General features: G+C 73.4%; 17 protein-coding genes. 13 read left to right on the top strand and 4 right to left on the bottom strand.

Going from position 1 to position 25,724, the window contains the following annotated elements:
• Window positions 1–60 precede the first annotated feature (60 nt).
• The gene (locus tag AB0Q96_RS09790) at window positions 61–1,191 is read right to left on the bottom strand and encodes a winged helix DNA-binding domain-containing protein (RefSeq protein WP_365323492.1); all 1,131 of its coding nucleotides are present in this window, start codon (window positions 1,189–1,191) and stop codon (window positions 61–63) included.
• A gap of 342 nt (window positions 1,192–1,533) precedes the next feature.
• Between AB0Q96_RS09790 and AB0Q96_RS09785 the strand changes: the two genes are divergently transcribed.
• The 6 genes from AB0Q96_RS09785 to AB0Q96_RS09760 all read left to right on the top strand — a co-directional run bounded on the left by AB0Q96_RS09785 (window position 1,534) and on the right by AB0Q96_RS09760 (window position 10,689).
• A complete protein-coding gene (locus AB0Q96_RS09785; RefSeq protein ID WP_365323490.1) occupies window positions 1,534–2,661 on the top strand; it encodes a magnesium and cobalt transport protein CorA in 1,128 nt (375 codons plus the stop codon).
• An 86-nt stretch (window positions 2,662–2,747) separates the two neighbouring features.
• Window positions 2,748–3,011 carry a hypothetical protein gene (locus tag AB0Q96_RS09780; RefSeq protein ID WP_365323488.1) on the top strand — a complete coding sequence of 88 codons (264 nt, stop codon included), beginning with the start codon at window positions 2,748–2,750 and terminating at the stop codon, window positions 3,009–3,011.
• Between the two features lie 685 nt (window positions 3,012–3,696).
• Window positions 3,697–7,671, top strand: a complete 3,975-nt coding sequence (locus AB0Q96_RS09775) for an AAA domain-containing protein (RefSeq protein WP_365323486.1) — start codon at window positions 3,697–3,699, stop codon at window positions 7,669–7,671.
• A gap of 215 nt (window positions 7,672–7,886) precedes the next feature.
• Window positions 7,887–8,783 (top strand): hypothetical protein, encoded by an 897-nt coding sequence (locus AB0Q96_RS09770; protein ID WP_365323484.1) that lies wholly within the window; start codon window positions 7,887–7,889, stop codon window positions 8,781–8,783.
• A 127-nt stretch (window positions 8,784–8,910) separates the two neighbouring features.
• Window positions 8,911–10,185 carry an MFS transporter gene (locus AB0Q96_RS09765; RefSeq protein WP_365323483.1) on the top strand — a complete coding sequence of 425 codons (1,275 nt, stop codon included), beginning with the start codon at window positions 8,911–8,913 and terminating at the stop codon, window positions 10,183–10,185.
• Between the two features lie 285 nt (window positions 10,186–10,470).
• Complete coding sequence (locus tag AB0Q96_RS09760; protein WP_365323481.1) at window positions 10,471–10,689, top strand: DUF6243 family protein; 219 nt, start codon at window positions 10,471–10,473, stop codon at window positions 10,687–10,689.
• 139 nt (window positions 10,690–10,828) lie between these two features.
• On the opposite strand, the gene AB0Q96_RS09755 is transcribed toward AB0Q96_RS09760, so the two are convergent.
• Window positions 10,829–12,589, bottom strand: a complete 1,761-nt coding sequence (locus AB0Q96_RS09755; protein ID WP_365323479.1) for a CocE/NonD family hydrolase — start codon at window positions 12,587–12,589, stop codon at window positions 10,829–10,831.
• A gap of 176 nt (window positions 12,590–12,765) precedes the next feature.
• Here AB0Q96_RS09755 and AB0Q96_RS09750 point away from each other — a divergent pair, with 176 nt between their 5' ends.
• The 4 genes from AB0Q96_RS09750 (at window position 12,766) to AB0Q96_RS09735 (ending at window position 18,346) form a co-directional block, all read left to right on the top strand.
• Window positions 12,766–14,850, top strand: coding sequence for a SpoIIE family protein phosphatase (locus AB0Q96_RS09750; protein ID WP_365323477.1), 2,085 nt, complete (start codon window positions 12,766–12,768; stop codon window positions 14,848–14,850).
• A gap of 132 nt (window positions 14,851–14,982) precedes the next feature.
• Window positions 14,983–16,047, top strand: coding sequence for a helix-turn-helix domain-containing protein (locus AB0Q96_RS09745; RefSeq protein WP_365323475.1), 1,065 nt, complete (start codon window positions 14,983–14,985; stop codon window positions 16,045–16,047).
• A 115-nt stretch (window positions 16,048–16,162) separates the two neighbouring features.
• On the top strand, window positions 16,163–16,690 hold the full coding sequence (locus tag AB0Q96_RS09740) for a hypothetical protein (RefSeq protein ID WP_365323473.1): 528 nt from the start codon (window positions 16,163–16,165) through the stop codon (window positions 16,688–16,690).
• A gap of 108 nt (window positions 16,691–16,798) precedes the next feature.
• Window positions 16,799–18,346 carry an SPFH domain-containing protein gene (locus AB0Q96_RS09735; protein ID WP_365323471.1) on the top strand — a complete coding sequence of 516 codons (1,548 nt, stop codon included), beginning with the start codon at window positions 16,799–16,801 and terminating at the stop codon, window positions 18,344–18,346.
• A gap of 60 nt (window positions 18,347–18,406) precedes the next feature.
• Here AB0Q96_RS09735 and AB0Q96_RS09730 read toward each other — a convergent pair whose 3' ends face one another.
• Window positions 18,407–19,693, bottom strand: a complete 1,287-nt coding sequence (locus AB0Q96_RS09730) for an NAD(P)/FAD-dependent oxidoreductase (protein ID WP_365323469.1) — start codon at window positions 19,691–19,693, stop codon at window positions 18,407–18,409.
• Between the two features lie 246 nt (window positions 19,694–19,939).
• Complete coding sequence (locus AB0Q96_RS09725; protein WP_365323467.1) at window positions 19,940–22,207, bottom strand: RICIN domain-containing protein; 2,268 nt, start codon at window positions 22,205–22,207, stop codon at window positions 19,940–19,942.
• A 259-nt stretch (window positions 22,208–22,466) separates the two neighbouring features.
• Here AB0Q96_RS09725 and AB0Q96_RS09720 point away from each other — a divergent pair, with 259 nt between their 5' ends.
• The 3 genes from AB0Q96_RS09720 (at window position 22,467) to AB0Q96_RS09710 (ending at window position 25,718) form a co-directional block, all read left to right on the top strand.
• Window positions 22,467–23,513, top strand: coding sequence for a LacI family DNA-binding transcriptional regulator (locus AB0Q96_RS09720; RefSeq protein WP_365323465.1), 1,047 nt, complete (start codon window positions 22,467–22,469; stop codon window positions 23,511–23,513).
• Window positions 23,513–24,157 (top strand): TetR/AcrR family transcriptional regulator, encoded by a 645-nt coding sequence (locus AB0Q96_RS09715; RefSeq protein WP_365323463.1) that lies wholly within the window; start codon window positions 23,513–23,515, stop codon window positions 24,155–24,157. Before AB0Q96_RS09720 ends, AB0Q96_RS09715 begins: the two co-directional genes overlap by 1 nt.
• Before the next feature lie 187 nt (window positions 24,158–24,344).
• Window positions 24,345–25,718, top strand: coding sequence for a GH1 family beta-glucosidase (locus AB0Q96_RS09710; protein WP_365323461.1), 1,374 nt, complete (start codon window positions 24,345–24,347; stop codon window positions 25,716–25,718).
• Window positions 25,719–25,724 lie beyond the last annotated feature (6 nt).

Here is a 25,724-nt window from a genome sequence, read left to right as displayed (position 1 = left end):
TGTGGCCTGAGTCGGGCAGCCGCATCACGTCGCCATGACCCGGCTACCCGGCTACCCGACTCAGGCGGCGGACGTCAGGACGACGTCGTACGGAACGCCTTCCCGCCCCATGACCCGCAGCGTGCGCTCGGCCTCGGCGGTGAGCGCGGCGCGCTGGTCGCGGGCGACCGCCCCGAACGGCTCGATCGTCAGCGTCGTCCGCTCCTTGCCCTCGTCGAGGCGCCACAGCCCGGCGAGGAACCCGTCGAGGAGGAAGACCCGGTGGGCCTGGTTGCCGGTCCAGGTGCGGCCCTTGAGGTCGGCGGGCACGACGCGGGTGCGGTCGGCGTGGGAGAGCAGGAGGTTGTCGAACTCGGGCAGGAAGCGCGGCGGCGCCGGGGTGTCCTCGTCGGGGCGGGGCGCCTCCGGGAGGTCGAACAGCTCGGCGCCCCGCTCGTCGCGGAAGACGAGCAGCCGCGACCGCAGCCGTTCGAAGACGGGGCGCAGCCGGGTGAGTCCGGACCAGGTCTGCATGTCCTGGACGGAGGCGGGCCCGAAGGCGCCGAGGTAGCGGAGCACGGTCTCGTCGAGGGTGCCGTCGTCGACGACGCTGTCGACGACACCGCCCTCGCCGAACCAGGCCCGGACGGTCGTGAGCGAGACCTGCCCGCTCCGCCGCCACAGCCCTCGGGGGGTGACCTGCACCATGAGCAGCAGGCAGCGGGCGGCGATGGTGATCGCCAGCGGGTCGGCGTCGGGCCACACCTCCAGCAGGTGGGAGCGCAGGTCCTTGGGCGTGCGGGGCTCCTCCTCGACGTAGGCGGTGGCGAGCTCGGTCAGCCGGTCGAGGTCGACACCGTCGAGCCCCTTGCGGAACATCCGCAGCTCCCGGTCGATGGCCCCGGCCTGGACGAGCCGGCGCAGGATGACGGCGTCGCGGGCGGTGTGGGTGTGGACGGTGGACCGGAGCGAGACGATCCGGGCCACCGCCCGGGACTCCATGACCTCGGACAACGCCTCGGGCCGGAAGCCGTCGAGGCGGGCGGCGAGGGCGTAGTACGGGGGCTTGGTGTTCTGGGCCTGAAGCCCGACGAGGTGGTGCACGGCCTGCTCGGCGGAGAGCGCGGACGGCGTGAGCAGCAGCTGGCGGTCGAGGGTGGCGCGGTTGAGCGCGCGGGTGCTGAGGACCGGGGACGTCGTCTTCGTGGCCATGGGAAACACGCTAGCGACGCTCTAGGCCAGATACGGTCCTAATTAAGCGGGATCCCAAGCGAAGCACCCCAGCAGGAGCCCCCACCACACCCGGAAGGCACCCGGCCACGCACACCCACCCAGGACATTCCCCCATATATCCTGCACGGGAAAACCACACGGGCTCCCCCACGAAAAGCCACCGGCCAAGCCCCCGCCAAGCCCCCGAACGCCCCCTGAAACCCCCAACAGGCCCCCGGGAAGACCGCCAGGAAGACCACCCGGGAGCCCCACCGACCCCACCCACCCCACGCCCCCCCACGCCCCCCACGCCCCCCACGCCCCCACAGGAGGTGAACGCGCATGTCCGACCGCCGCCCCCGCGCAGCCTGGCGCCGCCAGCCGGAACAACCGCCCGCAGCACTCGACTCGTCCCCAGCCGCCGCCTCTCCGCCACCCGCGGAGCAGCGACAGAGCGTCATACAGGCCACCCTCTACCGCGACGGCCGGCACGTCTCCTCCCCCACCACGCTGGCGGAAACCTTCCGCCAGCTGCGCGAGCACCCCGACGGGATGGCCTGGATCGGCCTGCACCGCCCGACGGAGAAGGAACTCCACTCGCTGGCAGCCGAGTTCGACCTGCACGAACTGGCCGTAGAGGACGCGTTGGAGGCCCATCAGCGCCCGAAACTGGAGCGGTACGGAGACACGCTCTTCGTGGTGCTGCGGGCCGCCCGCTACCTGGACGCGCAGGAGGAGGTGGACTTCGGCGAACTCCACGTCTTCGTCGGCCCCGACTTCGTGATCACCGTCCGGCACGGCGCCGCCCCGGACCTCTCGGCGGTCCGCCGCCGCATGGAGGAGGACCCCGACCTGCTGGCGCTCGGCCCGGAGGCGGTGCTGTACGCGATCCTGGACGCGGTGGTCGACGACTACGCCCCGGTGGTGTCCGGCATCCAGAACGACATCGACGAGATCGAGACCGAGGTCTTCGGCGGCGACCCCGCGGTGTCCCGCCGCATCTACGAACTCTCCCGGGAAATGGTCGAGTTCCAGCGCGCGACCCGCCCCCTGGTGGGCATGCTCCACGGCCTGATGGCCGGCTTCGCCAAGTACGGCACGGACGAGGAACTCCAGCGCTACCTCCGCGACGTGGCCGACCACGTCACCCACACCAGCGAACGCGTCGACGGCTTCCGCCAGGCCCTGACGGAAATCCTGACAGTCAACGCCACCCTGGTCACCCAACAACAGAACGCGGAGATGCGCGCCCTGGCAGAGGCAGGCTTCGAACAGAACGAGGAAATCAAGAAAATCTCGGCCTGGGCGGCCATCCTCTTCGCCCCCACCCTGGTCGGCACCATCTACGGCATGAACTTCGACAACATGCCGGAGCTCCACTGGGCAGGCGGGTATCCGTTCGCTGTGGTGCTGATGGCGGCGGTGTGCGTGAGTCTGTACGTGGTCTTCAAGAAGAAGGACTGGCTGTAGCAGAGCCCCAGTATCGCCTGATCAACTTCACAAACACGAGCATCTGGGAAAGGGCGTCCCGTACTCCTCGGGACAATCTGGGGAGAATGCGCAACGCCTGCTGCCCCCTGCTCGTGGTCACGCTGCAGGAGATCGCGGAGAACGACTTCAACCTCAACATCCCACGCTACGTAGACGCCGGTCCGCCGGAAGAGCCGCTGCTGGACGTCCGCGCGGCGCTGTTCGGCGGTGTCCCCCGACACGAGGTGGAGGCGGAGGAGCCGAGGTTCCATTCCTTCGACATCGACCATGGTGGTCCGACCGGCAGGACGACCTCAGGAGCCTGGAGCACCGCGGCTTCCCCGGAGTGATCGAACGATGGGTGGCGGCAGACGGCGAGTTCTCCCGGCACAGTGGCCCGGCGCGTGAACGGGTACTCGGAGTCCTCGGTGACGATCTCTGCTCACGCGTCACCGGACGCGTCGCCGCGCAGCGGCAGGGGCTGGTCGCGCTCTACCGTTCGTGGGGCGACCGGTACGAGACCTCGTTCGCGGACCTGGAGCAGCAGAGTCAGGCAGCGGCAGAACGGCTCCGATCCCGCCTCCGGGGGCTCGGCTACCGCTGACAGCCCATGCAGGTGCCGGGGCCGTCGAGGTCGCCGGAGCGGGCCGTGCCCGCACCGGCCGTGCCCCTTTGTCGTGTCCCGGGTGTCAGCTCGACAGGCGGGCGATGTGTGAGGGCGGCTTCTCCGGCGTGGGTGCACGAAGAGGCTCGTGTCCTGCCGTAGCTGTCGGCGCTGGCAGCCCTCGCGTCAGGCAAGCACGCACCGGCCATGACTGCTCCCGCCAGTCGGGGCTCACAGGAGTTCCACCACGCCCCTGGAGCCTTCCCGCCCCGGGCCCGAGTCGGCCGAACCAGCACTTTGCCGCTGGGCGTTCCGGCGCCGCAGGCCCAGGCTGACCAGGGCTCGGCCCACTGGCGGTCCGGTAGATTCAGCGATACGGCTGATCTTCAAGGGAGCGGCGACATGCCGCGCGTGCGACACGGGGGCAGTGGGTGCGGAGCGGACACGCGCAGGACCGTCGGCAGAAGGCCCTGCTGGAGTGCTGGCGCGCGATCGAGCTGTTCAGCCCGCCGACCATCCCGGCGCTGCCCCGCCGACGTCCCGCCGCCCGCTCCGGGCCGAGGGACGAGTACGTAACCGACCTGACGCCGGAGCCGGGCCGGCCACCGCTCCTGCCGTGGGCTTCGGACCATCCGGAGACGGGGGCACGGCGGGCACCGTACGGCCGCATGTGGCGGCACGAGGTCTACTGCGGGGTCTTCGACCTGGAACTGCTCCGCCAGGCGATGATCGCCGTACTGCCCGCGGGGACCGATCCCGACCCCGGCGTGCCGCAGACCGAGCTGGTGCTGTCGGGTCAGAGCGCGATGTTCGCGCTGGTCCTGGACGACGAGGGCCGACCGCTCGAAGACACGTCCGTGATCTCCGCGTGCGCCTGGGCTACCGGCCGCCTCTTCGATCCGGGGCCGTCCACACCGGGATGGCTGGACGGATTCGAGGAGCTCGACGAAGCATTCGGCGGGGCGATCGACGAGCTCACGGCCACCGTGATCCCTTACGGTCCCACCGCACCGGCCGCCGGAACAGCGTACGCGCCGTGGCCCGGCTCCGAGGGTACGGCGGGAGCGCCGGGCACGGCCGGCGGCGGCTGGCAACGGCTGCTCGCCGAGATCCTGGGCGGCGCCGCGGTCGGCGCGGTCGGGGCCCTGTTCGGCGAGGTCGCCGGAGCCGCCCTGCAGGGCGCGGCGGAACCCCTGGTCCGCCGTGCGGCGGACTGGGTCGCCGCCCGGCGTCCCGTCGAGGAGCAGGTGCGGTCCGGGTGGCCGGACGGCACCAGGGACGTCCCCGAGGGGTCGTCGGCCGACGGCCCTGACATGTCGACCGAGGCGGATCACGGGGCTGACGCCGGTGCCCGTGCACTCGGGTTCGCCGATCTCGTCGCCCTGACCGCGCAGATCGCCGACCTGTGCGGGGTACAGGACCACCTGCGCCCGCAGGTGGTCCGGGTGCGCAGCAGGCTGGTCCAACGGCCGCGGGACCCGCAGGCGAAGGTCGCCGCCGCCGCGCCGTTCTTGAACAGTCTGCTCCCCCCTGATCTGGCCCGGGTGTCCGCGGCCGTCGGGAAGGGTTTCGGCCCGGCGCTGGAGGCGTTCCTGACCGAGCTCGACGCCGTCGCCCTGGGGGCCCGGACGGATGTGCGCCGGGAGCGGGGGGTCGTCCTGGAAGGGGTGGCTCCGGACCTGGTTCCGGCCGGCCGCTGGCCCGCACCGGCGCGGTTCCCGCTCGCGCTGAGCCAGCAGTTCGCGGTCGACCGCATGCTCGCCGACCGAGCGGGAACCACGGGTGGGATGTTCTCCGTGAACGGCCCGCCGGGCACGGGCAAGACCACGATGCTGCGGGACCTGGTCGCCGCACTGGTCGTCGAGCGAGCGGCGGTGCTGGCCACGTTCGACCGGCCCGAGAAGGCGTTCACCGGTCCGGCCTGGCAGGGCAGGGACCGCCAGGGCGCCTACCCCCGCACCGTGTCGCGGCTCGACCCGCGGCTGACCGGGTTCGAGATCGTGGTCACCTCCTCCAACAACGGCGCCGTGGAGAACATCACCGCCGAACTGCCCGGCATGGGCGCGCTCGGCGAGCACTGGCACGGCGGCCCCGACCACTTCTCCGACCTCGCCTCCGCGCTCCTCGGCGGGCCGGCCTGGGGTCTGGTCGCGGCGGTGCTCGGCAACAAGACCAACCGCAAGGAGTTCGGACAGCGGTTCTGGTGGGGCCGGCTGCCCGAGAAGGAGACCCGGGCCCGTTCCGCCGCGGGACTGCCGCCGCTGCGCGGCATGCAGGAGATCCTGCGCGACTGGATCCCGCCGAAGCCCCCGCCCGGAGGCCGGCGTCCCGTCACCCCGGCGGACCCGGCCGCGGCCGCGGCGGCGGGGCCCGCCCAGCCCGTGCCGTCGTGGACCGACGCCGTCGCCGCGTTCCGTACCGCCCAGGCCGAGGTGGAGCGGCTGCGCGCCGGACGCGCCCGGCCGGCCGGGGCCCTGGCCGCCGTCGAGTCCCCGTCGGCCGGGCAGCGGATCGCGGACCGGGAAGCCGCCGTGTCCCGGGCCGACCAGCAGGTCGCCGCCGCCACGGCGGTCCTGGACCGGGCCGCCGCCGCCTCGGCCACCGCCCGGACGGCCACGGCGGTGGCCGAGGCCGGATACGGGACGGCCTCCGAGCATGTGCCGCGGGCCCGCCAGGAGCTGGCCACCGCCCGCGCGGACCTGTCGGCTGCCCGTGAACTGGTCGCGCACCACCGCGAGTACGTGGCCGCGCTGTCCGCCCGCCACGACGCGCCCCCGGCCGTCGAGCGGGGCCTGCGCGGCGGGCTGCGCCGCCTGCTGCGGAGCACGGCCGACCGGCAGGCCGCCGAACGGCAGCAGGAGCACACCCAGGCCGAGATCGCGTACCTGCTGGTCCAGCAGCGCACCGCGCTCGAGGACTCCCTGGAGCAGGTGGCCGCGGCCGTGCGCGCCGAGTCCCTGGCCGCCGACCGGCACACCCGGTCCGGCACCGTCGTCGACGAGGCCGCCGCCGGCCTCACCGCGGCCCACGACCACGAACGGGCCGCGAGCGCGCGGGAGACCGTGGCAGCCGACGCCCTCCGACACGCCCGGCACATCGCCGACGCCGCCCGCCGCGACCTGCGGGCCGCCGTGGCCGAACTCGACGGCTGCCACCGTGAACTGCGGGAGGCGGCCCGGACGCTGCCGTCCCTGCCGCTCGGCTGGTCGCACCTCGCCGAAGCCGACCAGGAACTCGGCTCGCCCTGGTCCGACGAGGCATGGTCCACCGCGCGCAGCGACCTGTTCCTGCGCGCCCTCGACCTGCACCGCGCCTTCGCCGCCGGGGCGGCGAAGAAGGTCCGCGGCAACCTCCAGGTCCTCATGGAACTGATGGCCGGCACCAACGGGCCCGTGCCCGACGAGGAGGTCGAGCACGCGTGGCGGACCCTCTTCCTCCTGGTGCCCGTCGTCTCGACCACGTTCTCCTCCATCGGCAGCATGTTCGCCCGCCTCGGCCGGGAGTCGATCGGCTGGGTCCTCGTCGACGAGGCCGGGCAGGCCACCCCGCAGGCCGCCGCCGGTGCACTGTGGCGCGCCCGCCGCGCCGTTCTGGTCGGCGATCCGCTCCAGCTCGAACCCGTCGTCACCATGCCCGCGGCCCTGCAGCGCCGGCTGCTGAACGCCTACGGAGTCGACGAGCACTGGCTGCCCTCGGCCACCTCGGCCCAGGCCGTCGCCGACCGGACCAACCGCTACGGCACCTACCTGCCGGCCCCGGACACCGACGACGAGCTCGTCTGGGTGGGCTCTCCGCTGCGCGTGCACCGCCGCTGCGAAGAGCCGATGTTCACGGTCAGCAACGAGGTCGCCTACGGCGGGCTCATGGTCTACGGCACCGCGCCCAAGGCGTTCCCTGACGCGGAACGGGACGGCCTGCTGCCCAGCCGCTGGCTCAACACCGACGACCCGAGCCGCCCGTCCGAGGCGCCTTGGGGCGAACGCGACCGTCGGGCCTTCGAGTTCGTCCTCGACCACTTGCACCGGCACGGCGTCACCGTCGACCGCGTGCGCGTCATCGCCCCCTTCCGGGCCCTCGTCGCCGAATGCCAGAAGATCTGCCGCGGTCGTGACGGCTGGACGTCCGAACTGATCGAGGAGCGCTGCGCCACCGTCCACCGGGCCCAGGGCAAGGAAGCCGACGTCGTCGTCCTCGTCCTCGGCGGCGGCCGGCCCGGCGCCCGCGAGTGGGCGGCCCGCACCCCGCACCTGCTCAACGTCGCCGCGAGCCGCGCCAAACGCCGCCTCTACGTCATCGGCGAGCGCAACCTGTGGGCCCCGCTGCCGCACTTCGACGTCCTCGCCTCCGAGCTGACGGAGTTCCATCACCTCCGCGACCACGCCACCTGGCCGCCGGACGGCGAGTAACCGCCGACGAAACGGCAGAGCAGAGGGCTACACAGGCGTCACGATACGACGCCGCAGGCCCGACTCAAGGCGCGAGCGACGGCAGGTGGTGGGCAGCGGTCGAAGGGTGGGCGGTGGCCTTTTTTGCCCTCGCGGAATACCCCAGGGGGGTATATGGTTGTGATCATCGTCCAGAGCGGACGACGCCACGGCGCAGCACCCCGGGGAGACACACCATGCAGAACCACACCGACCACACCGACCACGCAAGCCACGACGGTCACGGTGCCCACGGCGGTCACGAAGCCCACGGTGCCCACGGCGGTCACGGTGCCCACGGCGGAGGTCAGCCCGGTGGGCTGTCGGTCTCGGCGGGCGGGTACACGCTTGAGGTCGACTCCGCGATCCTGGCCGCCGGGCCGCGGCAGCACGTCGGGTTCCGGGTGATCGGCCCCGACGGGCGGCCGGTGACCGAGTTCGTCGCCGAGCACGAGAAGGACGTGCACTTCATCGCCGTCCGGCGGGACACGGCCGGGTTCCAGCATGTGCACCCGGTGCGGGACGAGAAGGGCGACTGGAGCACCGAGCTGGACCTGGAGCCCGGGGACTGGCGGTTCTTCACCGACATCCACCCGGTCGGGCACGACGGCTCCCTGACCCTGGGGATCGACGTCGCGGTCGCCGGAACGTACGACCCGCGACCGCTCCCCGAGGCCGCCCGCACCGCGCGGATCGGCGCGTACAGCGTCGCCCTCGACGGCGTGCTCGTACCCGGCGAGGCGAGCGAGCTGAAGCTCACCGTCAGCCTGGACGAGCGGCCCGTCACCGACCTGGAGCCCTACCTGGCCGCCTATGGACACCTCGTGGCCCTGCGCGTCGGCGACCTGGGCTACCTGCACGTCCACCCGGAGGGCCACCCCGGCGACGGCGTCACCGCGCCGGGGCCCGGGATCAGCTTCATGGCGGTCGCGCCCTCGGCCGGCACGTACCGCCTCTACCTGGACTTCCAGCACGGCGGCGTCGTCCGGACCGCCGAGTTCACCGTGCACACCACCGAGGCCGCGCCCGCGCACGGCGACCAGCACCACGGGCAGCACGGGCACCACGGACACGAAGGACACCACGCACACTGACCGCCCCCACACCCGGAAGAGCCGCACCCATGTCTCAGAAATCCGAGAAATCCCCCGCCTGTACGCGCGGGGCGCGGCCCCCGCCCCGGGGCCGCGCTCCCCCGCATGGACACGGAAGGAACCCGCCATGCGTCTGTTCGGCATCCGCGACTACCGCCATCTGTTCGGCGCCCAGGTCATCGCCCTGTTCGGGACCGGGCTGACCACGGTGGCCCTCGGGCTCCTCGCCTACGACCTCGCCGGTCCGCGCGCCGGCGCCGTGCTCAGCACGGCGCTGACCATCAAGATGCTCATGTACGTGGCCATCGCGCCCTTGGCCGCCGCGTACGTCGACCGGCTTCCCAGAAGAAGATTCCTGTTCCTCCTCGACGCGATCCGCGGCGCGGTGGTCCTGGCCCTGCCGCTGGTCACCGAGGTGTGGCACATCTACGTGCTGATCGGCCTGCTCCAGGCCGCCTCCGCGGCGTTCACCCCGACGTTCCAGGCCGTCATCCCCGACATCGTCGCCGACGAGGCCGACTACACGCGGGCCCTGTCCGCCTCCCAGGTCGCCTCCACCATGGAGAGCCTGCTCAGCCCCGTACTGGCCGCCGTCGCCCTGACGTTCCTGAGCTTCGACCGGCTGTTCCTGGGCACCTCCGCCGGCTTCCTCGTCTCCGCCGCGCTCGTCCTGTCGACCCGTATCCCCGACGCCCGCCCCAGCGGTCACACCAAGGCGTGGGACAAGGCGGCGTCCGGGATCAAGACCTTCCTCAGGACGCCACGGCTGCGCGGCGTCATGGCGCTGAACCTGGTGGTCGCGGCGGCCGGTTCGATCGTCGTCGTCAGCACCGTCAACCACGTCCGTGACGAACTCGGCGGCACGCAGTCGGACGTCGCCTGGATGCTCGCCGCCTCCGGCACCGGCACCCTCCTGGCCGCCCTCGCGCTGCCCCGCGTCCTCGACCTGATCCCCGCCCGCACCGTCATGACGACCGGCGCCGGCGTCCTCGCCGCCGGCACGGTCGCCGCCGTCGCCCTCACCGCGACCGGTCTGCTCACCTGGACCGGCACGGCGATCGTCTGGACCGTGATCGGCGTCGGCATGGCCCTGGTCATCACACCGACCGGCAAGGTCCTGCGCGCCTCCGTGGCCCGGAACGCGATCCCCGAGGCGTTCGCGGCCCAGTTCTCCCTGTCCCACCTGGCCTGGCTGATCACCTATCCCGTCGCGGGCTGGCTCGGCGCCACCGCCGGCTCCACCGTCACCTGGTCCGTCCTCGCGGCCCTCGCCGTGACGGGGGCGATCGGCGCCCTCCTCCTGTGGCCGCGCCACGACGGACGCGGAACCCCGACCGCCCTCACGGCAACCGCCCGGCACGCTCCCCGTACGGACCGGTCCACCCTGACCAAGGCCGCGTGAAGCACCCGGCGCGTTCCTCCGGCCGCGGGATCCCCCGGAGGTCGCGACGGGACGGGGAGCGGCCGAGGGCCCCGCGCGCCACGATTGGCCCCGCCCGACGCCGGGCGGGGCGAAATCGTGGCGCGCGGGGCCCTCGGAAGCGGGTACCGTCGTTGTCATGTTCTTCCAGACGCCGATTTACGAGTGAGAGCGTGACGGGCCCCCGCTGACGTCCCACGAGGTCGCCGCGCCCGTCCCCCACCGACGAATCCGTAGATCACCTTCACATCACCACCGGGAGAACCCGTGACCGACAGCAAGAACATCAACAACCCCGTGGGCCAGGGCGGCGGCCAGCGCAAGCGCCAGTCCCGCGCCGAGCGGCAGAACAACGGCCCGCACCGCAACCTGGACCGCCAGGGAGCGGCCGACCAGAAGGCGGAGCTGGTGCGCAAGATGCGCGAGAAGGTGCGCGCCGCCGAGGACACCGGGCCGGCGGGCGAGGACACCGCGACGCAGGGCTGACCCGACGCACGGTTGACCCGATACACGGTTGACCCGATGCAGATCTGACCCGACGCAGGGCTCACGCGACGCAGAGCTCACGCGACGACGCCCGCCCCGCTGTCACCAGGACGCGGGGCGGGCGTGTGCGTGCGAGGGGTCAGCCCAGGGGCAGGTCGAGGCGGGCCTCGACGCCGGCGGTGGAGCCGACGCGGAGGGTGGCCAGGGCCGGGTTGGCGTCGGAGTAGAGGGCGTCCTTGGCGTTGACGACCAGCATGATCCGGTGGTCGGCCGCCACGTCGTACGAGGCGGCCTGGAGGTCCCAGGACACGGTGGCGGACCGGCCGGGCTCGTCCGAGACGAGGGTGTACGGCTCGTGGGTGATGATGCGGGCGGTGCCGTCGGGGGCGAGGTCGAAGAGGTACGCCACCAGCGTCGCGGAGTTCCCGGCGGGAGTGACGGCCAGCCGGACGCGCGGGATGCCGCGCACCCGGCGGGCGCCGGCCGGGGAGGTCCAGGTGGCGAGGTAGGTGCGGTCGAACTTCCCGGTCACGTACGTCTTCGGGTTGCCCTTCCACTCCTGCTGGCCGGTCTTCAGGAGCTCGTCCACGGCCTTCGCCTCGGTCAGCTCGCCGGTGGTGAACGACACCTGCCAGCCGTCGGACGGGGCCGTGCCGAGGGCGCCGTCCTGTCCGGCCGTCGCCGCGCCCAGGTACAGCGTCTCGGTGCTCGTGGTCAGCTCGGCCCAGTCGTTGTGGGACTCGCGGACGGTCGGCTCGAACATCACCTGGCTCTTGACCGGCTCCCAGTCGGGCACCTGGTTGTTCGTGCCGAGGACGTGGTGGTCGAGCCAGGCGAGGGCCTCCTCCACGGGGACGTTGGGGCCGGGGACGGTCAGTCCGGTGCCCTCGGGGGCGGCGTGGTCGCCGATCCACAGGTTGAGGTGCTTGGGGACGGTCAGCCGCTCGAAGGCGGCCAGCAGGCCGTTGACCGGGAACAGGGTCTCGTGCCAGGTGTTCGAGTAGAACGTCGGGATGTTCCGCGCGTTGGTCTGGTCGATGTACGAGAGCGGCGAGCGCTCCGCCGCCCAGGCCCGTACGTCGTCCAGGTTGACGCCCGCGCGGAAGTCCGCGAGCAGCTGCCGGGTCGCCTCGTCGAACTTCCGCTCCTCCGGCCCGCCGGTGAACGCGACCAGCGCGTCGACCGCCGCCAGGTGCCGGGTGTCGTTGCCGAGCAGCGCGGCCTGCAGGTCGCCCCAGGTGCTCAGCGCCACCACGGCGTCGACGCGCCCCGCCGGGTCGTGGGCCGCGACGAGCTGGCTGATGCCGGAGCCGTACGACTCGCCGAGGAAGGCGACCCTGCTCGGCGCGAAGCGCTCCTGCACGTAGTCGATCACCGTGGAGCCGTCGGCCCAGTCGTTGGGCCCGGCGATGTCCACCGTGCCCTGGGACGTGAAGGGGGCGTCGATGAAGCCGCCGCCCGGGACGGGGAAGGTCTGGCCGATGCCGCGCGGGGTGTAGGCGAGGACGTGGTAGCCGCGCAGGGCGAGGCGCAGGTACAGGTACGCGAAGATCGTCCAGCCCAGCGGGGTCCAGCCGGAGGGCACGACGACCACCGGGCGGGGCTCGTCGCCGTTGAGCCTGATGCTGAACGCGGAGAGCCGGACGCCGTCGTCCGCGGTGATCCGCGGGAAGCCGATCGTGGCCTTCGCCTTGACCTGGTCGACGAGCTCCTGCAGCTCGGGCGGCAGCAGCACCGACTCGGCGGAACCGCTCAGCGTGGCGACCAGCGCTTCGGTTAACGCGGTGACGTCGGCCGAGACCTCGGTGCCCGAGGCCCAGATTCCCGAACTCGCGATCTGGGCCTGCTGGTTCGCCGTGAAGGGGGTGGGGGCGTCGTTCTGTTCGCCGTTCGGGCTCATCTGGTGCCGCCTTTCGTGGTGGACGGGGAAGGGGTGGCTCGGCGCCATGATCGCCACAGCGCCTGTACGCGCGTCGACACCCCGTGCCTCGTTCACCGGAACGGGTGATCTTGGGTCGAATCGCTTGACCTGCTTCCGCCTCGCTCGCCGTGCCGATCTCCGGGGCACGTCGCAGGATGGAGGGTGAGCTGACGACACCGGGGCGAGGAGCGGGGTGGATGGAGCGGGCGGGCGAGAGCGCGTGGCGGGTGGGGGCGGAGACGGGGGCCCGGGCGGGGAGGCGGGTCGGGGGTGCCGGGGAGCTGGGGGAAGCCGTTCTCGATGCCGTGTTCACCCAGTCGGCCGTGGGTCTGCACGTGCTCGACACCGAGCTGCGGGTCGTACGGGTCAACCCGGTGGCCATAGGGATGCGCGGGGTGCCCGAGGAGCAGGTCGTGGGGCGTTCGGCCGCCGACGCGTACGCGCTCCTTGGGGTGACCGTCGACGAGCGCGTGCTGCTCGACGTCCTGGTGACGGGCACGCCCGTACGGGACGCGCTGGTGCGGAGCCGGCCGCCCGCCGACCCCGGGCGCGAGCACGTCGTGTCCGTGTCGGTGTACCGGCTCCACGACGACGCGGGCCGGGTCGTCGGTCTGGTCGCCACCACGGTCGACGTGACCGAACGGGAGGGGGCCAACGCCCGGCTGCGGCTGCTGCACGAGGCGCGCGAGCGGATCGGGCGCACGCTGGACGTCGAACGGACCGCCCGCGAGCTGGTCGACGTCGCGCTCGACGGGGGTTTCGCGGACGTGGTGGTCGTGGCCCTGACCGATGCCGTCCTCCAGGGGCGCGACCCCGAACTCGCCGGTACGGAAGGCATGTTGATGCGCTGCGCCGCCGCAGCGGCCCGGGACGCGGGCCGGGCGGTGCCGGCGGCGGGGTCCGTGCTGCTGCCGGGTCTGTTCGGCGACCCGTTCCCGGTCGCGCCGGCGCCGGTGCCCGGCGAGGAGTCGGTACGGCTGGTGGCGCCGCTGGCCGTACGGGGGCAGGTCTTCGGGGCGGTGTCCTTCGAGCGGCTGCCGGGCGCCGAACCGTTCCTGCCCGCCGATCTCGACCTCGCGCACGGCATCATGACGCGCGCCGCGACGGCCCTGGAGAACGCGCTGCGGTTCACCCGCGAGCACGCTGTCATGACGGCCCTGCAGTCCTGGCCGCTGCGCCAGGAGCGGGAGACCCAGCGCGCCGCCGAGATCGCCCAGCGGCGCCGGGCCGGGGGCACCGGCGCCGGGTCCTGGTGCGACGCGCTGCCGCTCCCCGGCGCCCGGGTGGCGCTGGTGGTGGGGCAGGTCGAGCACCCGGGACCGAGCGCGGTCGCCACCATGAGCCGGCTGCGGACCGCCGTGCACAGCCTCACCACGCTCGACCTCGACCCGCACGAGCTCCTCGCCCGCCTGCACGCGACGGTCCTCCGGCTGGCCCGCGAGCAGGGCGACCCGCGCGGCGACCCGCACGGCACGGCCGAAGAGCCCACCGCGCACTGCACCTTCGCCGTGCACGACCCCGTCCACGGGCGGCTCGACATCGCGCGGGCCGGGGCCTCGCTCCTCACGATCGTCCGCCCGGACGGCTCGGTCGACACCGCGCCGCTCGCCGAGGGCCCGCTGCTCGGCGAGGAGGGGCCGCCGTTCGCCAGCGTCGGCCTGATCCTGCCCGAGGGCAGCACGATCTGCCTCGCCTCCCCCGCCGGCTCCCGGGACGAGGGCCCGACCGCCGCCGAGGTCGTCACGGCGCTCGCCGAGCCCCACCGCGCCCCGGAGGCGATGGCGGACGACGTCGCCCCGCTGCTCTCCCCCGACCGCGTCCTGCTGGTCGCCCGTACCCGGCGGCTGCCGGAGCGGGACGTCGCGGCCTGGCCGGTGCCCGCCGAGCTCCGGTCCGTGGGCCCCGCGCGACGGCAGGCCGAGCGGCGGGTACGGGAGTGGTGGCCGGACGCCGACACGTACCCCGTCGAGGTCGTCGTCAGCGAACTCGTCACCAACGCCGTCCGCTACGGCACCGCGCCGATCACCCTGCGCCTGATCCGCGGTGAGACGACGCTCGTGTGCGAGGTCGACGACGCCGCCCTGACCGCGCCCCACCTCCGGCACGCCAAGGCCGTGGACGAGGGCGGCCGCGGCCTGCACATCACCGCGGCGCTCGCCACCGGCTGGGGCGTGCGGTACCGGGAGGACGGCAAGACGGTGTGGGCCGAGCTGGACCTCGGGGAGACGGAGAGCGGGTAGCGGGACCCGGCCGCCGCCCCGAGCCGCCCGCCGCGCACCCCCTCGGCGGCGTCCCCGCCGTCCCGTGCCACCCTTGATGACCGCGCGTCGGAGAACCGTCGCAGGTCGCGGACGGGGTCACGGGGAGAGGTCATGGCGGAACGGATGCCGGTGGAGGAGTACCTGGAGGGGTATGCCGAGGTGCTGGCCGGTGTCTGTGCCACGGGCCGGCGGCTGACCCGTGAGGAGCTGGAGGCGCTGCGGGCGCGCGGGGAGCGGGCGGCGGAGGCCGGGCTGGGGCTGCGGTTCCTCGTCCGGGCCCATCTTGCCGCCGCGCGGCAGGTGCGGCCGGGCGGTGGACGGGCCGACGACGGTCGGCTGCTCGCCGCCGTCGAGCAGGCGGTCGACGCGTTCGCGGAGGGGCACGAGCGGGCGCAGACCCTGGCCGTACGGCAGGAGGAGGCCGCGCGGCGCGAGTTCATCGACGACCTGCTGTACGGGCGGAGCGATCTGGGGCGGCTCGCGGAGCGGGCCGAGCGGTTCGGGCTGCTGCTCTCGCACGCGCACGCGGTGGCCGTCGCCCAGGGGCCGGAGCCGTACGGCGACGGGTTCCCGGTCTCCCGGGCCGTCGAGTCCTCGCTGTTCGCCCGGTTCGGCGACCGGCGCATCCTGCTGACCACGAAGGACGGGCGGCTGATCTGCGTCGCGCCCGCCGACGAGCCCGATGTGCTCGGTCACTTCGCCAAGCAGGCGTACGCGGCGACCGACGGCGGCGGCCTGGTCGCCGTCGGGCGGGCGCATCCGGGGCCGGGCGGGGTCGTCCACTCGTACGAGGAGGCCCTCAACGCCCTGGACCTGGCCGCGCGCATGGGGCTCGAAGGGCCGGTGCTGCACGCCGCGGACCTGCTGGTCTATCCGGTCCTGACGCGCGACCGGCAGGCCATGGCCGACCTCGTGAGCACCGTGCTCGGCCCCGTACGGCAGGCCCGGGGCGGCGCCCGGCCGCTCCTGGACACCCTGACCGCCTACTTCGACAGCGGCTGCGTCACCACCGAGGCGGCCCGCCGTCTGTCCTTGAGCGTGCGGGCCGTCACGTACCGGCTCGACCGGATCCACCGTCTGACGGGGGTCGACCCCGCCGACCCCACGCAGCGGTACACACTCCAGACCGCCGTCATCGGCGCCCGCCTGCTGGGCTGGCCGGAACGGGAGCTGTGAGGCGGCATCAAGAACGCGTAAAGATTGCCGGAGTCCGGCAATGCGTCCTCCCCCGGATCGATGAAACGATTCATCTGACGGCAGACAGCGCACCGCGGCCGAAGGGGGCAGGGGCATGGCATGGTTTCTCGGTCTCGGCATCGGCGGTCTCGTGCTGCTCGTCCTGAGCCTGCTCCTCGACGGAGTGCTGGAGAGCGTCCTCGACGGCTTCGGCGGGGCCCTGGAGGGACTCGGCGGAGGGCTCGACGGGTTCCTGTCGTTGCCGGCGATCGCCGGTTTCGTGTCGGCGCTCGGGTTCACGGGGGCGATCGTCCTCGGGACCACCGGCCTGGGGGCCGCCGGCGCCACGGGGGCGGGGGCCGTCGCGGGGGCCGGTGTGGCCTGGGGCGTGGGCCGGTTCAGCCGGGCGCTGATGCGCGACGGCGGCGCGACCGCGCCGAAGGGCGAGGACCTCACCGGGAGTTCCGGTTCCGTCGTCACCGCCATTCCGGCCGGCGGCTACGGCGAGGTGCTGCTCCGGCTCGCCGGACAGCCGGTGAAGTACGCCGCGAAGGCCGACGCGCCCGTCGCGCGCGGAGCCGAGGTCTGGGTCGAGGGCGTGCTCTCGTCCACGTCGGTCACGGTCCGCCCGGTCGAACGCTGACGGCTGCCGCGTACGGCGCCGTCCCCATTCCCGCCTCGCTGCTCCTCTCTCCTCCCGCTCCCTCCCCCGCCTGTTCTGTTCCGTTCCGCTCGAAGGGGGTCTCTCGTCATGAGCCCTGTCCTCTTGGCCGTCGTGGGCATCGTCGTCCTGCTCGTCCTGCTCGGTCTCGTCGTCATCACCCGGTACAAGGTCGCCGGTCCCAGCGAGGCGTTCATCGTCACGGGCCGCCGCGGCAAGAAGTCCACCGATCCGGACACCGGGCAGGTGTTCACCGACAACAGCGGCCAGAAGGTCGTGGTCGGCGGTGGCGTCTTCGTCATCCCGTTCGTGCAGCAGAAGTTCAGCCTCGACCTGTCCAGCCGGCACATCCCCATCGCCGTGCGCGGCGCCGTCACCCTGCGCGGCGTCAAGGCCAACCTGGACGGGGTCGCCATCGTCAAGGTCGGCGGCACCGAGGACTCCATCCGCGCCGCGGCCCAGCGTTTCCTGATGCAGCAGGACGGCATCGTCGGCTTCACCCAGGAGGTGCTGTCCGGCGCGCTGCGCTCGATCGTCGGCCGCATGTCGGTCGAGGACATCATCCGCGACCGGGCCGCGTTCGCCGGGCAGGTCGCCGAGGAGGCGGAGGCGAGCCTGTCCGGGCAGGGCCTGGTGCTCGACGCCTTCCAGATCCAGGACATCACCACCGAGGGCTCCTACCTGGAGGACCTCGGCAGGCCGGAGGCCGCCCGCGCCAAGCAGGAGGCCGACATCGCCGAGGCGAGCGCCCGGCGGGCGGCCGAGCAGGCCCGGCTCAAGGCGGAGGAGGAGATCGCGGTCGCGCAGCGCACGCTGTACCTGCGGCAGGCCGAGATCAAGGCCGAGACCGACGCGGCGGCGGCCCAGGCCAACGCCGCGGGTCCGCTGGCCGAGGCGGCCCGGCAGCAGCAGATCCTGAGCGAGCAGGAGAAGGTCGCCGAGCGGCAGGCCGCCCTGACGGACCGGCAGCTCGACACCCAGGTCCGCAAGCCCGCCGACGCCAAGCGGTACGAGGCGGAGCAGCAGGCCGAGGCGCAGCGGGTGGCCCGGGTCAAGCAGGCGGAGGCCGAGCGGCTGGCCGCGATCGCGGCGGCCGAGGCGGAGGCCGCGCGGTCCCGGCTGACCGGTGAGGGCGAGAAGCAGCGCCGTCAGGCGCTGGCGGAGGCCGAGGCCATCGAGGGCGTCAAGCGCGGCGAGGCGGAGCGCGCCCGCCGTGCCGCCATCGCCGACGCCGTCCGCCTGGAGGGCGACGCGGAGGCCGCGGCCATCGCGGCGAAGGGCGCGGCCCAGGCCGAGGCGATGCAGAAGCAGGCGGAGGCGTTCGACCGGTACGGGGACGCGGCGATGCTCCAGATGATGGTGGAGGCGCTGCCGCAGATCGTCGCCAAGGCGTCCGAGCCGCTGTCCGCCGTGGACAAGCTGACCGTCATCTCGACCGACGGCGCCGGCAGTCTGACCCGTACCGTGACGGACAACGTCGCCCAGGGCATGGAGCTGCTGTCCTCGACCACCGGCGTCGACCTCGCCGCGCTCCTCCAGGGCATCACGGGGCAGAAGCCGGCCAAGGCCACGGCTCAGGCCGCGGCGGTGCCGGCCCCGGCATCGGCCGGTGACGGGGTCATCGAGATCTCCGGGTAGGCCGGGGGCGGCGTTCGCGCGGGCGGCGGGCGGCGGGTGGCGGTCGCGCCGGCGGCGGGGTCAGCCCGTCGTCCGCGCGACCGCCCGCCGGTGCCTGAGGTTGATCGCGGCGGCCTTCGCGACGATCGCGGGGTTCAGGAAGCGCAGCGGGCCGATCAGGCGGGAGGCGAAGAGGTACATGTGCCGGGCCATCGCCTCGTCCCGGGCCGCCGCCGAGAAGACCAGGCGTTCCACGGGATTGAACGGCCGGGACGAGGCGAAGTCGACGGCGAGCTGCTGGTGGCCGCGGAGCCGGCGCTGGTGGCCGCGGGCGTAGGACTCCACGGCCTTGTCGAGGGCGTCGAAGGCACCCCCGGCCCTTCCCCCGCCCGTCAGGGCGGGGGCGATCGCGTCCGTCAGCCAGCGCGCCGACTGGAGGGCCCAGCCGCATCCCACGCCCCACAGGGGGTCGCCGGTGAGGGCGGCGTCGCCGATGAGCGCGACGCCCGGAGCGGCCGGCCTGCGGCTGTGCAGCGGGTAGTTCACGGTGCCGATGATCTTCGAGACGCGCTCGGCGGAGTCGATCGGCGGCGCCTCGGGAAGGGCGCGGACGAAGGAGAGGAAGCTGCCCTCCAGGTCCTCCCGGAAGGCGGACAGCCGCTTCTTGTCCGGAAGGACGGCGAGGACGGTCACCCCGTCGTCGTTGGGGAAGGCGTACGCCATGTCGGGTTCCAGGAACCACGTCTGGCCGATCCCGCCCTCCAGCGGCAGGTTGCGGAAGTGCGCGAGGTAGCCGAAGCGGCCGTTCTCGTGCTGCCGGGCGGGCATCCCGGCGAACTTCGCCACGGCCGAGTCCTTGCCGTCGGCGCCGATCACCAGACGGGCCCGGAGCTCGCGCTCGCCGTCGGGGGTCGACGCGCGCACCCCCGCGGTGCGCCCGTCCTCCCGCAGCAGCCCGGTCACCTGGTACCCGAGGAGCAGGTCGACGCCGGGGGTCTCGGCCGCGCGGGCCCTGATCATCGGGTCGAGGACGCTGCGCCGGACGTTGTACGCGTACGGCAGCTCGGGCCCGCCGGGCGCGGCCCGGGGCTCGATCCATCCCCAACGGGTGTACCAGCGGGCCTCGTTGCGGACGGCGCCGGCCTTCTCCAGGGCGGGGACGAGGCCGAGCTCGTCCAGGACGGGGAAGGCGTTGGCGGTGATCGAGTGGGTGCAGAGCACCTTGTACGCCGCGGGGTCCGAGCGGCGTTCCAGCAGGGCGACCCGGGCGCCGCGGCGGGCGAGCAGGACGGCGGCGGCGCTGCCGGCGAGGCTGGCACCGCTGATGACGACGTCGTAGGCGGGTCCCGTGCTCTCAGGGCTGGTCATGCGCTGATCGCTCCCTTCGGGGTGTGGTGCCGTTCATGGGAGTGGCACAGCGCCACGACTGTCAGGCACATGACCAACTATAGGGAGCGGGCGCCTGGGGCGGGCGGCTGGTCAGCGCACACGGAAGGCGCGCCGGTCGCCGCGACCCCGGGGCGGGTGCCCGGCGCCACGACGGCCGGCGCGCCATGCGTCAGCGGTTCAGCGGTTCAGCGGTTCAGCGGTTCAGCGGTTCAGCGGTTCAGCGGTTCAGCCGATCGTCCACTGCTGGCGTGAACTCCCCGTGTCCGCCTGCTGGGTGACCGGTGAGCCGTCGGACGTGGTGGCCGTGGTCAGGAGCAGGCCGCTGCCGAGCGAGGCGAGCGTGTACGTGCCGTTCGCGAGGCGGGTGGCGGTCCAGCGCTGGTTGGGGCCGCCGTGGCAGGTCCACTGGATGACCTTGGCGCCCGCGCCCGCGGAGCCGCTCTCGACGTCGGCGCACTTGCCGGAGTGCCCGTTCCTCAGCTCGTAACTCCCGTCGGTCTGGCGGGTGAAGGTCCAGTTCTGGTTGGCGGCGCCGTTCGCGGTCCAGGTGATGAGCTGGGTGCCGTTCGCGGTGCTGCGGTCCGGGTCGTCGAGGGCCTTGCCGCCGGTGGTGACGGTGCGCACCCCGTCGAGGGAGCCGCCGCCCGGGACCTGGCCGGTCGGGGTGAGCGTCAGGGTCTGTTCGCCGGCCGTGCGGCCGGCGCCGACCGTGCTGCCGGTGGTGTCGGTCCAGGCGCGGACGGGCGTGGTCTCGGCGGTGCGGCCGGTGGCGCCCGACAGGCCGACGACGAGCCCGCTGTAGCGGTTGACCAGCTTGTACGTGCCGGTGGGCGCGTTGTCCGTGGCGCCGGCACCGCGGATGACGAACCACTCCTGGCCGGTGGTGGAGCCGCCGGGGCCGGCCGGGGTGACGGTGGGCTTCGTGCCCCAGGCGCGGCCCGTCGGGGCGGTGGCGGGGACGCCGAGGAGTTGCCCGGTGGCGGCGTTGGCGATCCGGTAGGAGCCGTCGCCCTTGGCGGTGAAGGTCCAGGATTCGAGCGCGGAGCCCGTGGCGGCGGCCACGGAGGTGGTCGTGGAGCCGCCCTGGACCTGGGCGAGGACCCGTCCGGCGGCGCTGCCGATCCGGTACGTCCTGGTGGTGTCGACAGGGGCGGCGGGGGCGCTCGTACCGATGCTCAGGTTGACGTACTCGCCGCTCGCGCCGCCGGAGCAGCCGAAGGAGCAGTACGCGCGGAAGTCCTTGCCGACGGTCCCGGAGCTCGTCCGGCTGCCGCTGTCGAGGAACCAGCGGTACCAGGACGCCGTCCGGTACCCGCCGGTGTCGCCGAGCCGGAACCACTTCTGGGTGGTCAGGTCGTCGGTGGCGTACAGCTCCTGCGGGGCGTTGCCGCTCTGGTCGACGCCCTGCGGCTCGCCGATGTAGAGCCCGAGGTAGGCGTTGTACGTGATGTCCATGACGAACAGCGGGGAGGTGGCGGGCGTCTGGCCCGCGGCGACCTGCTGGGCGACCGTGCCGCCGGTGGACGGGCTGTACTCCTTGGCCGTCGGCACGTATCCGGTGGTGCTGCCCGCGCCGACCGGGACCATGGTGCTCTCGCGCCCGCCGACGCCGGCCTCGGTCCAGGCGCCGCCGTACCACTTCTTCCAGGAGTCCGGCGCCATCTTGCCGGCGATGGGCGCCCGGGCCACGTGCCCGTAGAAGGCGCGCCAGCTGCCGCCCTTGTCCACGATCCGGGAGCCGTAGAAGACGTAGAAGTAGCCGGACGCGGTGTCGACGAAGAGCCGCGGGTCGCCGGTGCCGTAGTGGTAGGTCTGCTGAGGGAAGGCCGTGGTGTCGCCGCGCTTGGTGCTGTACGGCGAGGTGATGACGTGGTCCTTGACGGTCCAGGTCTTCCCCTGGTCCTTGGAGACGGCGTAGTCGATGCCGTCGTAGTGGAGGCCGTCGCCGAAGGGCTGCGGGGTGAACTCGTTGTGCACGAGCCCGTACCAGTCGCCGGTGTCGGGGTCGACCCACAGGCCGGTGAGGTCGCAGTAGTTGCGGTGGGCGTAGCCGCTGCCGGCGGGGGCCTGGGTGGATTCGACGCCGGTGGGGCTGTTGTTGCAGCGCCAGGTGGTGTCGTTGTTGCGGTCGTTGGCGTTGGCGGGGTTCACCGCGTCGCTGAGGGTGCCGGAGCGGTTGGCGGTGTCGAAGTCGGTGCCGGTGTAGAAGGTCCAGCTGCGCCCGTCGTTCGCGCCGTAGAGCGCGTGGGCCTGCTGGTAGTAGAAGGTGCCGTCCTTGTCGAGGTACGGGCTCGCCGGGGTGTCGTCCGGGCGGTTCCACGAGCCCTTCGCGCCGACGGTGACGGTGTACGTGGCCGCCGACGGGGCCGCCTGGGCCGCCGGGCTCGCCGGGGCGGCCGAGGCGGCCGGGGTCGCCGCGAGCGAGCTGCCGGCGGCGACGGCCAGGGCCGCCGCCGCGAGCACGCTCACGAGTCTGCTGCGCGGAGCTTTCACGAGTACTCCTCGGGTGAAGGGGTCAGGTCGGTGACGCGACTCGCGGTGCTGAAGCCGGGATGTTATCGATGCCAAATCGGGGAAACGGCGGGTCGTTCTCCGCTGCCCTCGACAACGACGGTGCCGCACAAGGCTGTTCGGCCTCCCGGCGCTGGCCGAACTATGGCAGAGACTGTTATCGATGCCAACCGTCGGCACCGACCCTGGGTGCCCCGAGCCCGGGGCGCTACGATCGGCGGCGGACGGCGGGAGGGGAACGATGGGCAGACGGAGCACCGTGGAAGGCGCGCGCCAGCCGGGGATGGCGGACGTGGCACGGGTCGCCGGAGTCTCGGCGCAGACGGTCTCGCGGGCGCTCGCCGGGCACCCCAACGTGCAGGAGCGGACCCGGGCGAAGGTGCTGGCCGCCGTCGAACAGCTCGGCTACCGGCGCAACAACGCCGCCCGCGCGCTCTCCTCGGGGCGCAGCCGCACCCTCGGCGTGGTGACCCTGCAGACCAACTTCTACTCCCGGGCCGCCGTCACGACGGGCATCGAGAACGCGGCCCGCGCGGCGGGGTACGCCGTCAGCACCGCCACCACGACCTCGCTCGACACCTTCGCCATCGAGAACGCGCTGTCCCGGCTGGCCGAGCAGGGCGTCGAGGGGATCATCCTCTCGGTGCCGCTGATCCACAGCAGCCCCCGGATCGAGCAGCTCACCCGCGGCACCCCCACCCTCACCACCGACGGCTCGCGCACCGACGCCACGGCCGTCGTCGCCCTCGACCAGGCCGAGGCCGCGCGGATGGCCACCCGGCACCTGCTGGACCTCGGGCACGAGACGGTCTGGCACATCGCGGGTCCCGGCGAGTGGCTGGAGGCGGGCCTGCGCCGGGACGGCTGGCGGTCCGCCCTCCAGGACGCGGGGCGCTCCGTACCGCCGCCGCTCGAAGGCGACTGGACGCCCGGCTCGGGCTACCGCAACGGGCTCGTGCTCGCCCGGATCCCCGACGTCACGGCGGTGTTCGTGGCCAGCGACGAGATGGCCTTCGGCGTGGTCCGCGCCCTGCACGAGGCGGGCCGCCGGGTGCCGGACGACGTCTCGGTGATCGGCTTCGACGACATCGAGCTCGCCGAGTACTGCTCGCCGTCGCTGACCACCGTCGCCCAGCCCTTCGAGGAGATCGGCGCCCAGGCCGTCACCCACCTCCTCGGCCGCATCGCCGCCCCCGGCTCCGTCCCCGAGCCGCGCTCCATCGAACCCCGGCTCGTCGTGCGCGCCAGCACGGCGCCGCCGCCCCATCGGACGACCGGAAGCACGTGATGACGGAAGCACCGGAGCCGGGCCTGCGCAGGCAGCCGCGGCAGGCACGCAGCCGGGCGCGGGTCGAGGCCATCCTCGCCGCGGCCGACCGGATCCTCTCCCAGGAGGGGTACGAGGCCCTGACCATGCGCCGGATCGCCGAGGAGTCGGGCGCGCCGGTCGGCAGCATCTACCAGTTCTACTCCGACAAGAGCGCCGTCGTGGACGCGCTCGGGCGGCGCTACCTGGAGGGCTTCGAGCGGGCCATCGACGAGCTGGTCGAGCGGGCGCTGGCGGACGAGCTGCCGGACCTGGTCGGCACGATGGTCGACGTGTACGCCGACCTGTTCCGCGCCCAGCCGGGCGGCATGGCGCTGTGGGCCGGGCGGCACCTCAGCCCCGAGCTCGCGCGGGCCGACGAGGCGAGCAACACGCTGGTCGCCGCCGGCCTCCAGCGCATCGTGGAGCACCTGACGGGGGCCCCCGGCGGGGAGCCGGCCCGGCGTGCGACCCACATGGTGGTGTGGGCGGCCAACGCCGTGCTGCACGAGGTGTTCAAGGGCGAGGGCGAGCCGGACCGCGAGACCGTGGACGAACTGAAGCGGATGCTGGACTTCTACTGGGAGGACCTGCGCAGACGCCTGACGGAGGCGGCCCGGTCCTGAGCGAGGACGCCCTGCGGGAGGACGGCCCCGAGGCGGCCCGGCCCTGAGGGGCCCGGTCCTGGGGGAAGCCGGGCCTCCGTCGCGCGCGCATCCATAGAACATGAACAGGAGTTCATGTTATGTTGCGGCCCGCCGCGCACCCATGCGGCCGAACGTGTGCGACCCCGCATCAGTGCGATGAAGGCAGGTGCCCGTGACTCCCAGCTCCACCGACCCCACCCGACTCCCCTCGTTCCCGGCGGACTTCGTCTGGGGTGCGTCGACCGCCGCGTACCAGATCGAGGGCGCGGCGGACGAGGACGGAAAGGGTGCCTCGATCTGGGACACCTTCGTCCGCCGCCCCGGCGCGGTCCGCGACGGGCACACCGGCGAGGTGGCCTGCGACCACTACCACCGGTTCGGCGAGGACGTCGGGCTGATGCGCCGGCTCGGCCTCGACGCGTACCGCTTCTCGCTCTCCTGGCCGCGCGTCCTGCCGACCGGCGCCGGCAAGGTGGAGCCGCGCGGCCTCGACTTCTACGACCGGCTGGTCGACACCCTGCTCGACGCCGGGATCGAGCCCACCCCGACCCTGTTCCACTGGGACCTGCCCCAGGCCCTGGAGGACGAGGGCGGCTGGCTGAACCGCGACACGGCCCACCGCTTCGGGGAGTACGCGGCCGTGGTCGCCGAACGGTTCGGCGACCGGGTCAAGCGGTGGATCACCCTCAACGAGCCCTTCGTGCACATGTCGTTCGGCTACGCCTTCGGCGTCCACGCCCCCGGCCGCACCCTCATGCTGGACGCCCTGCCGGTCGCCCACCACCAGCTCCTCGGCCACGGACTCGCGGCCGCCGCGCTGCGGGCCGCCGTCCCGGACGCGCAGGTGCTGGTCGCCAACAACTGCACCCCGGTCAGGCTGCGTTCCGACGCCCGCTCGGAGGCGGACGCGGCAGCCGCCGAGGCGTACGACAACCTGCACAACCGCCTCTTCAACGACCCGGTCCTGGCCGGCACCTACCCCGACCTCTCGGCGTACGGCATGCCCGACCCGACCTGGGGCGGCCTGGTGCGCGACGGCGACCTCGCCACGATCGCCGCCCCGCTCGACGGCCTCGGCGTCAACTACTACAACCCGAGCTGGATCACCGCCCCCGTCGACCCGTCGCTGGGCCTGCCCTTCGACCTCGCCGAGCCCGAAGAGGCGTACGAGCGGACCTCGTTCGGCTGGCCGGTCGTCCCCGACGGGCTCACCGAGCTGCTCACCGGCCTGAAGGCCCGCTACGGCGCCGCCCTGCCCCCGGTGTGGATCACCGAGAACGGCTGCTCGCAGCCGGCCGGGACGGACGACCGGGCGCGCGTCGACTACCTCGCCGGACACCTCGCCGCGATCGCCGGGGCCATGGAGCAAGGGGTCGACGTGCGCGGCTACTTCACCTGGTCCCTGCTGGACAACTTCGAGTGGGCCGAGGGCTACCACCAGCGCTTCGGCCTGGTCGAGGTCGACTTCGCCACCCAACTCCGCACGCCGCGCGCGAGTTTCGAGTGGTACCGCGCCCTGATCGCCGCCCAGCGGGCATGAGCGAGG

Origin of the sequence: Streptomyces sp. NPDC093111 (assembly GCF_040683955.1) — a bacterium.
Lineage (GTDB): Bacteria > Actinomycetota > Actinomycetes > Streptomycetales > Streptomycetaceae > Streptomyces.
This window is presented reverse-complemented; position numbering and strand designations above follow the sequence as displayed.

What these genes read in the sequence shown, in the direction of transcription:
- AB0Q96_RS09790 (WP_365323492.1), bottom strand. Translation starts at nt 1,191, where the DNA reads ATGGCCACGAAGACGACGTCCCCGGTCCTCAGCACCCGCGCGCTCAAC.
- AB0Q96_RS09785 (WP_365323490.1), top strand. Translation starts at nt 1,534, where the DNA reads ATGTCCGACCGCCGCCCCCGCGCAGCCTGGCGCCGCCAGCCGGAACAA.
- AB0Q96_RS09780 (WP_365323488.1), top strand. Translation starts at nt 2,748, where the DNA reads ATGCGCAACGCCTGCTGCCCCCTGCTCGTGGTCACGCTGCAGGAGATC.
- AB0Q96_RS09770 (WP_365323484.1), top strand. Translation starts at nt 7,887, where the DNA reads ATGCAGAACCACACCGACCACACCGACCACGCAAGCCACGACGGTCAC.
- AB0Q96_RS09765 (WP_365323483.1), top strand. Translation starts at nt 8,911, where the DNA reads ATGCGTCTGTTCGGCATCCGCGACTACCGCCATCTGTTCGGCGCCCAG.
- AB0Q96_RS09755 (WP_365323479.1), bottom strand. Translation starts at nt 12,589, where the DNA reads ATGAGCCCGAACGGCGAACAGAACGACGCCCCCACCCCCTTCACGGCG.
- AB0Q96_RS09750 (WP_365323477.1), top strand. Translation starts at nt 12,766, where the DNA reads ATGGAGGGTGAGCTGACGACACCGGGGCGAGGAGCGGGGTGGATGGAG.
- AB0Q96_RS09745 (WP_365323475.1), top strand. Translation starts at nt 14,983, where the DNA reads ATGGCGGAACGGATGCCGGTGGAGGAGTACCTGGAGGGGTATGCCGAG.
- AB0Q96_RS09740 (WP_365323473.1), top strand. Translation starts at nt 16,163, where the DNA reads ATGGCATGGTTTCTCGGTCTCGGCATCGGCGGTCTCGTGCTGCTCGTC.
- AB0Q96_RS09735 (WP_365323471.1), top strand. Translation starts at nt 16,799, where the DNA reads ATGAGCCCTGTCCTCTTGGCCGTCGTGGGCATCGTCGTCCTGCTCGTC.
- AB0Q96_RS09730 (WP_365323469.1), bottom strand. Translation starts at nt 19,693, where the DNA reads ATGACCAGCCCTGAGAGCACGGGACCCGCCTACGACGTCGTCATCAGC.
- AB0Q96_RS09720 (WP_365323465.1), top strand. Translation starts at nt 22,467, where the DNA reads ATGGGCAGACGGAGCACCGTGGAAGGCGCGCGCCAGCCGGGGATGGCG.
- AB0Q96_RS09715 (WP_365323463.1), top strand. Translation starts at nt 23,513, where the DNA reads ATGACGGAAGCACCGGAGCCGGGCCTGCGCAGGCAGCCGCGGCAGGCA.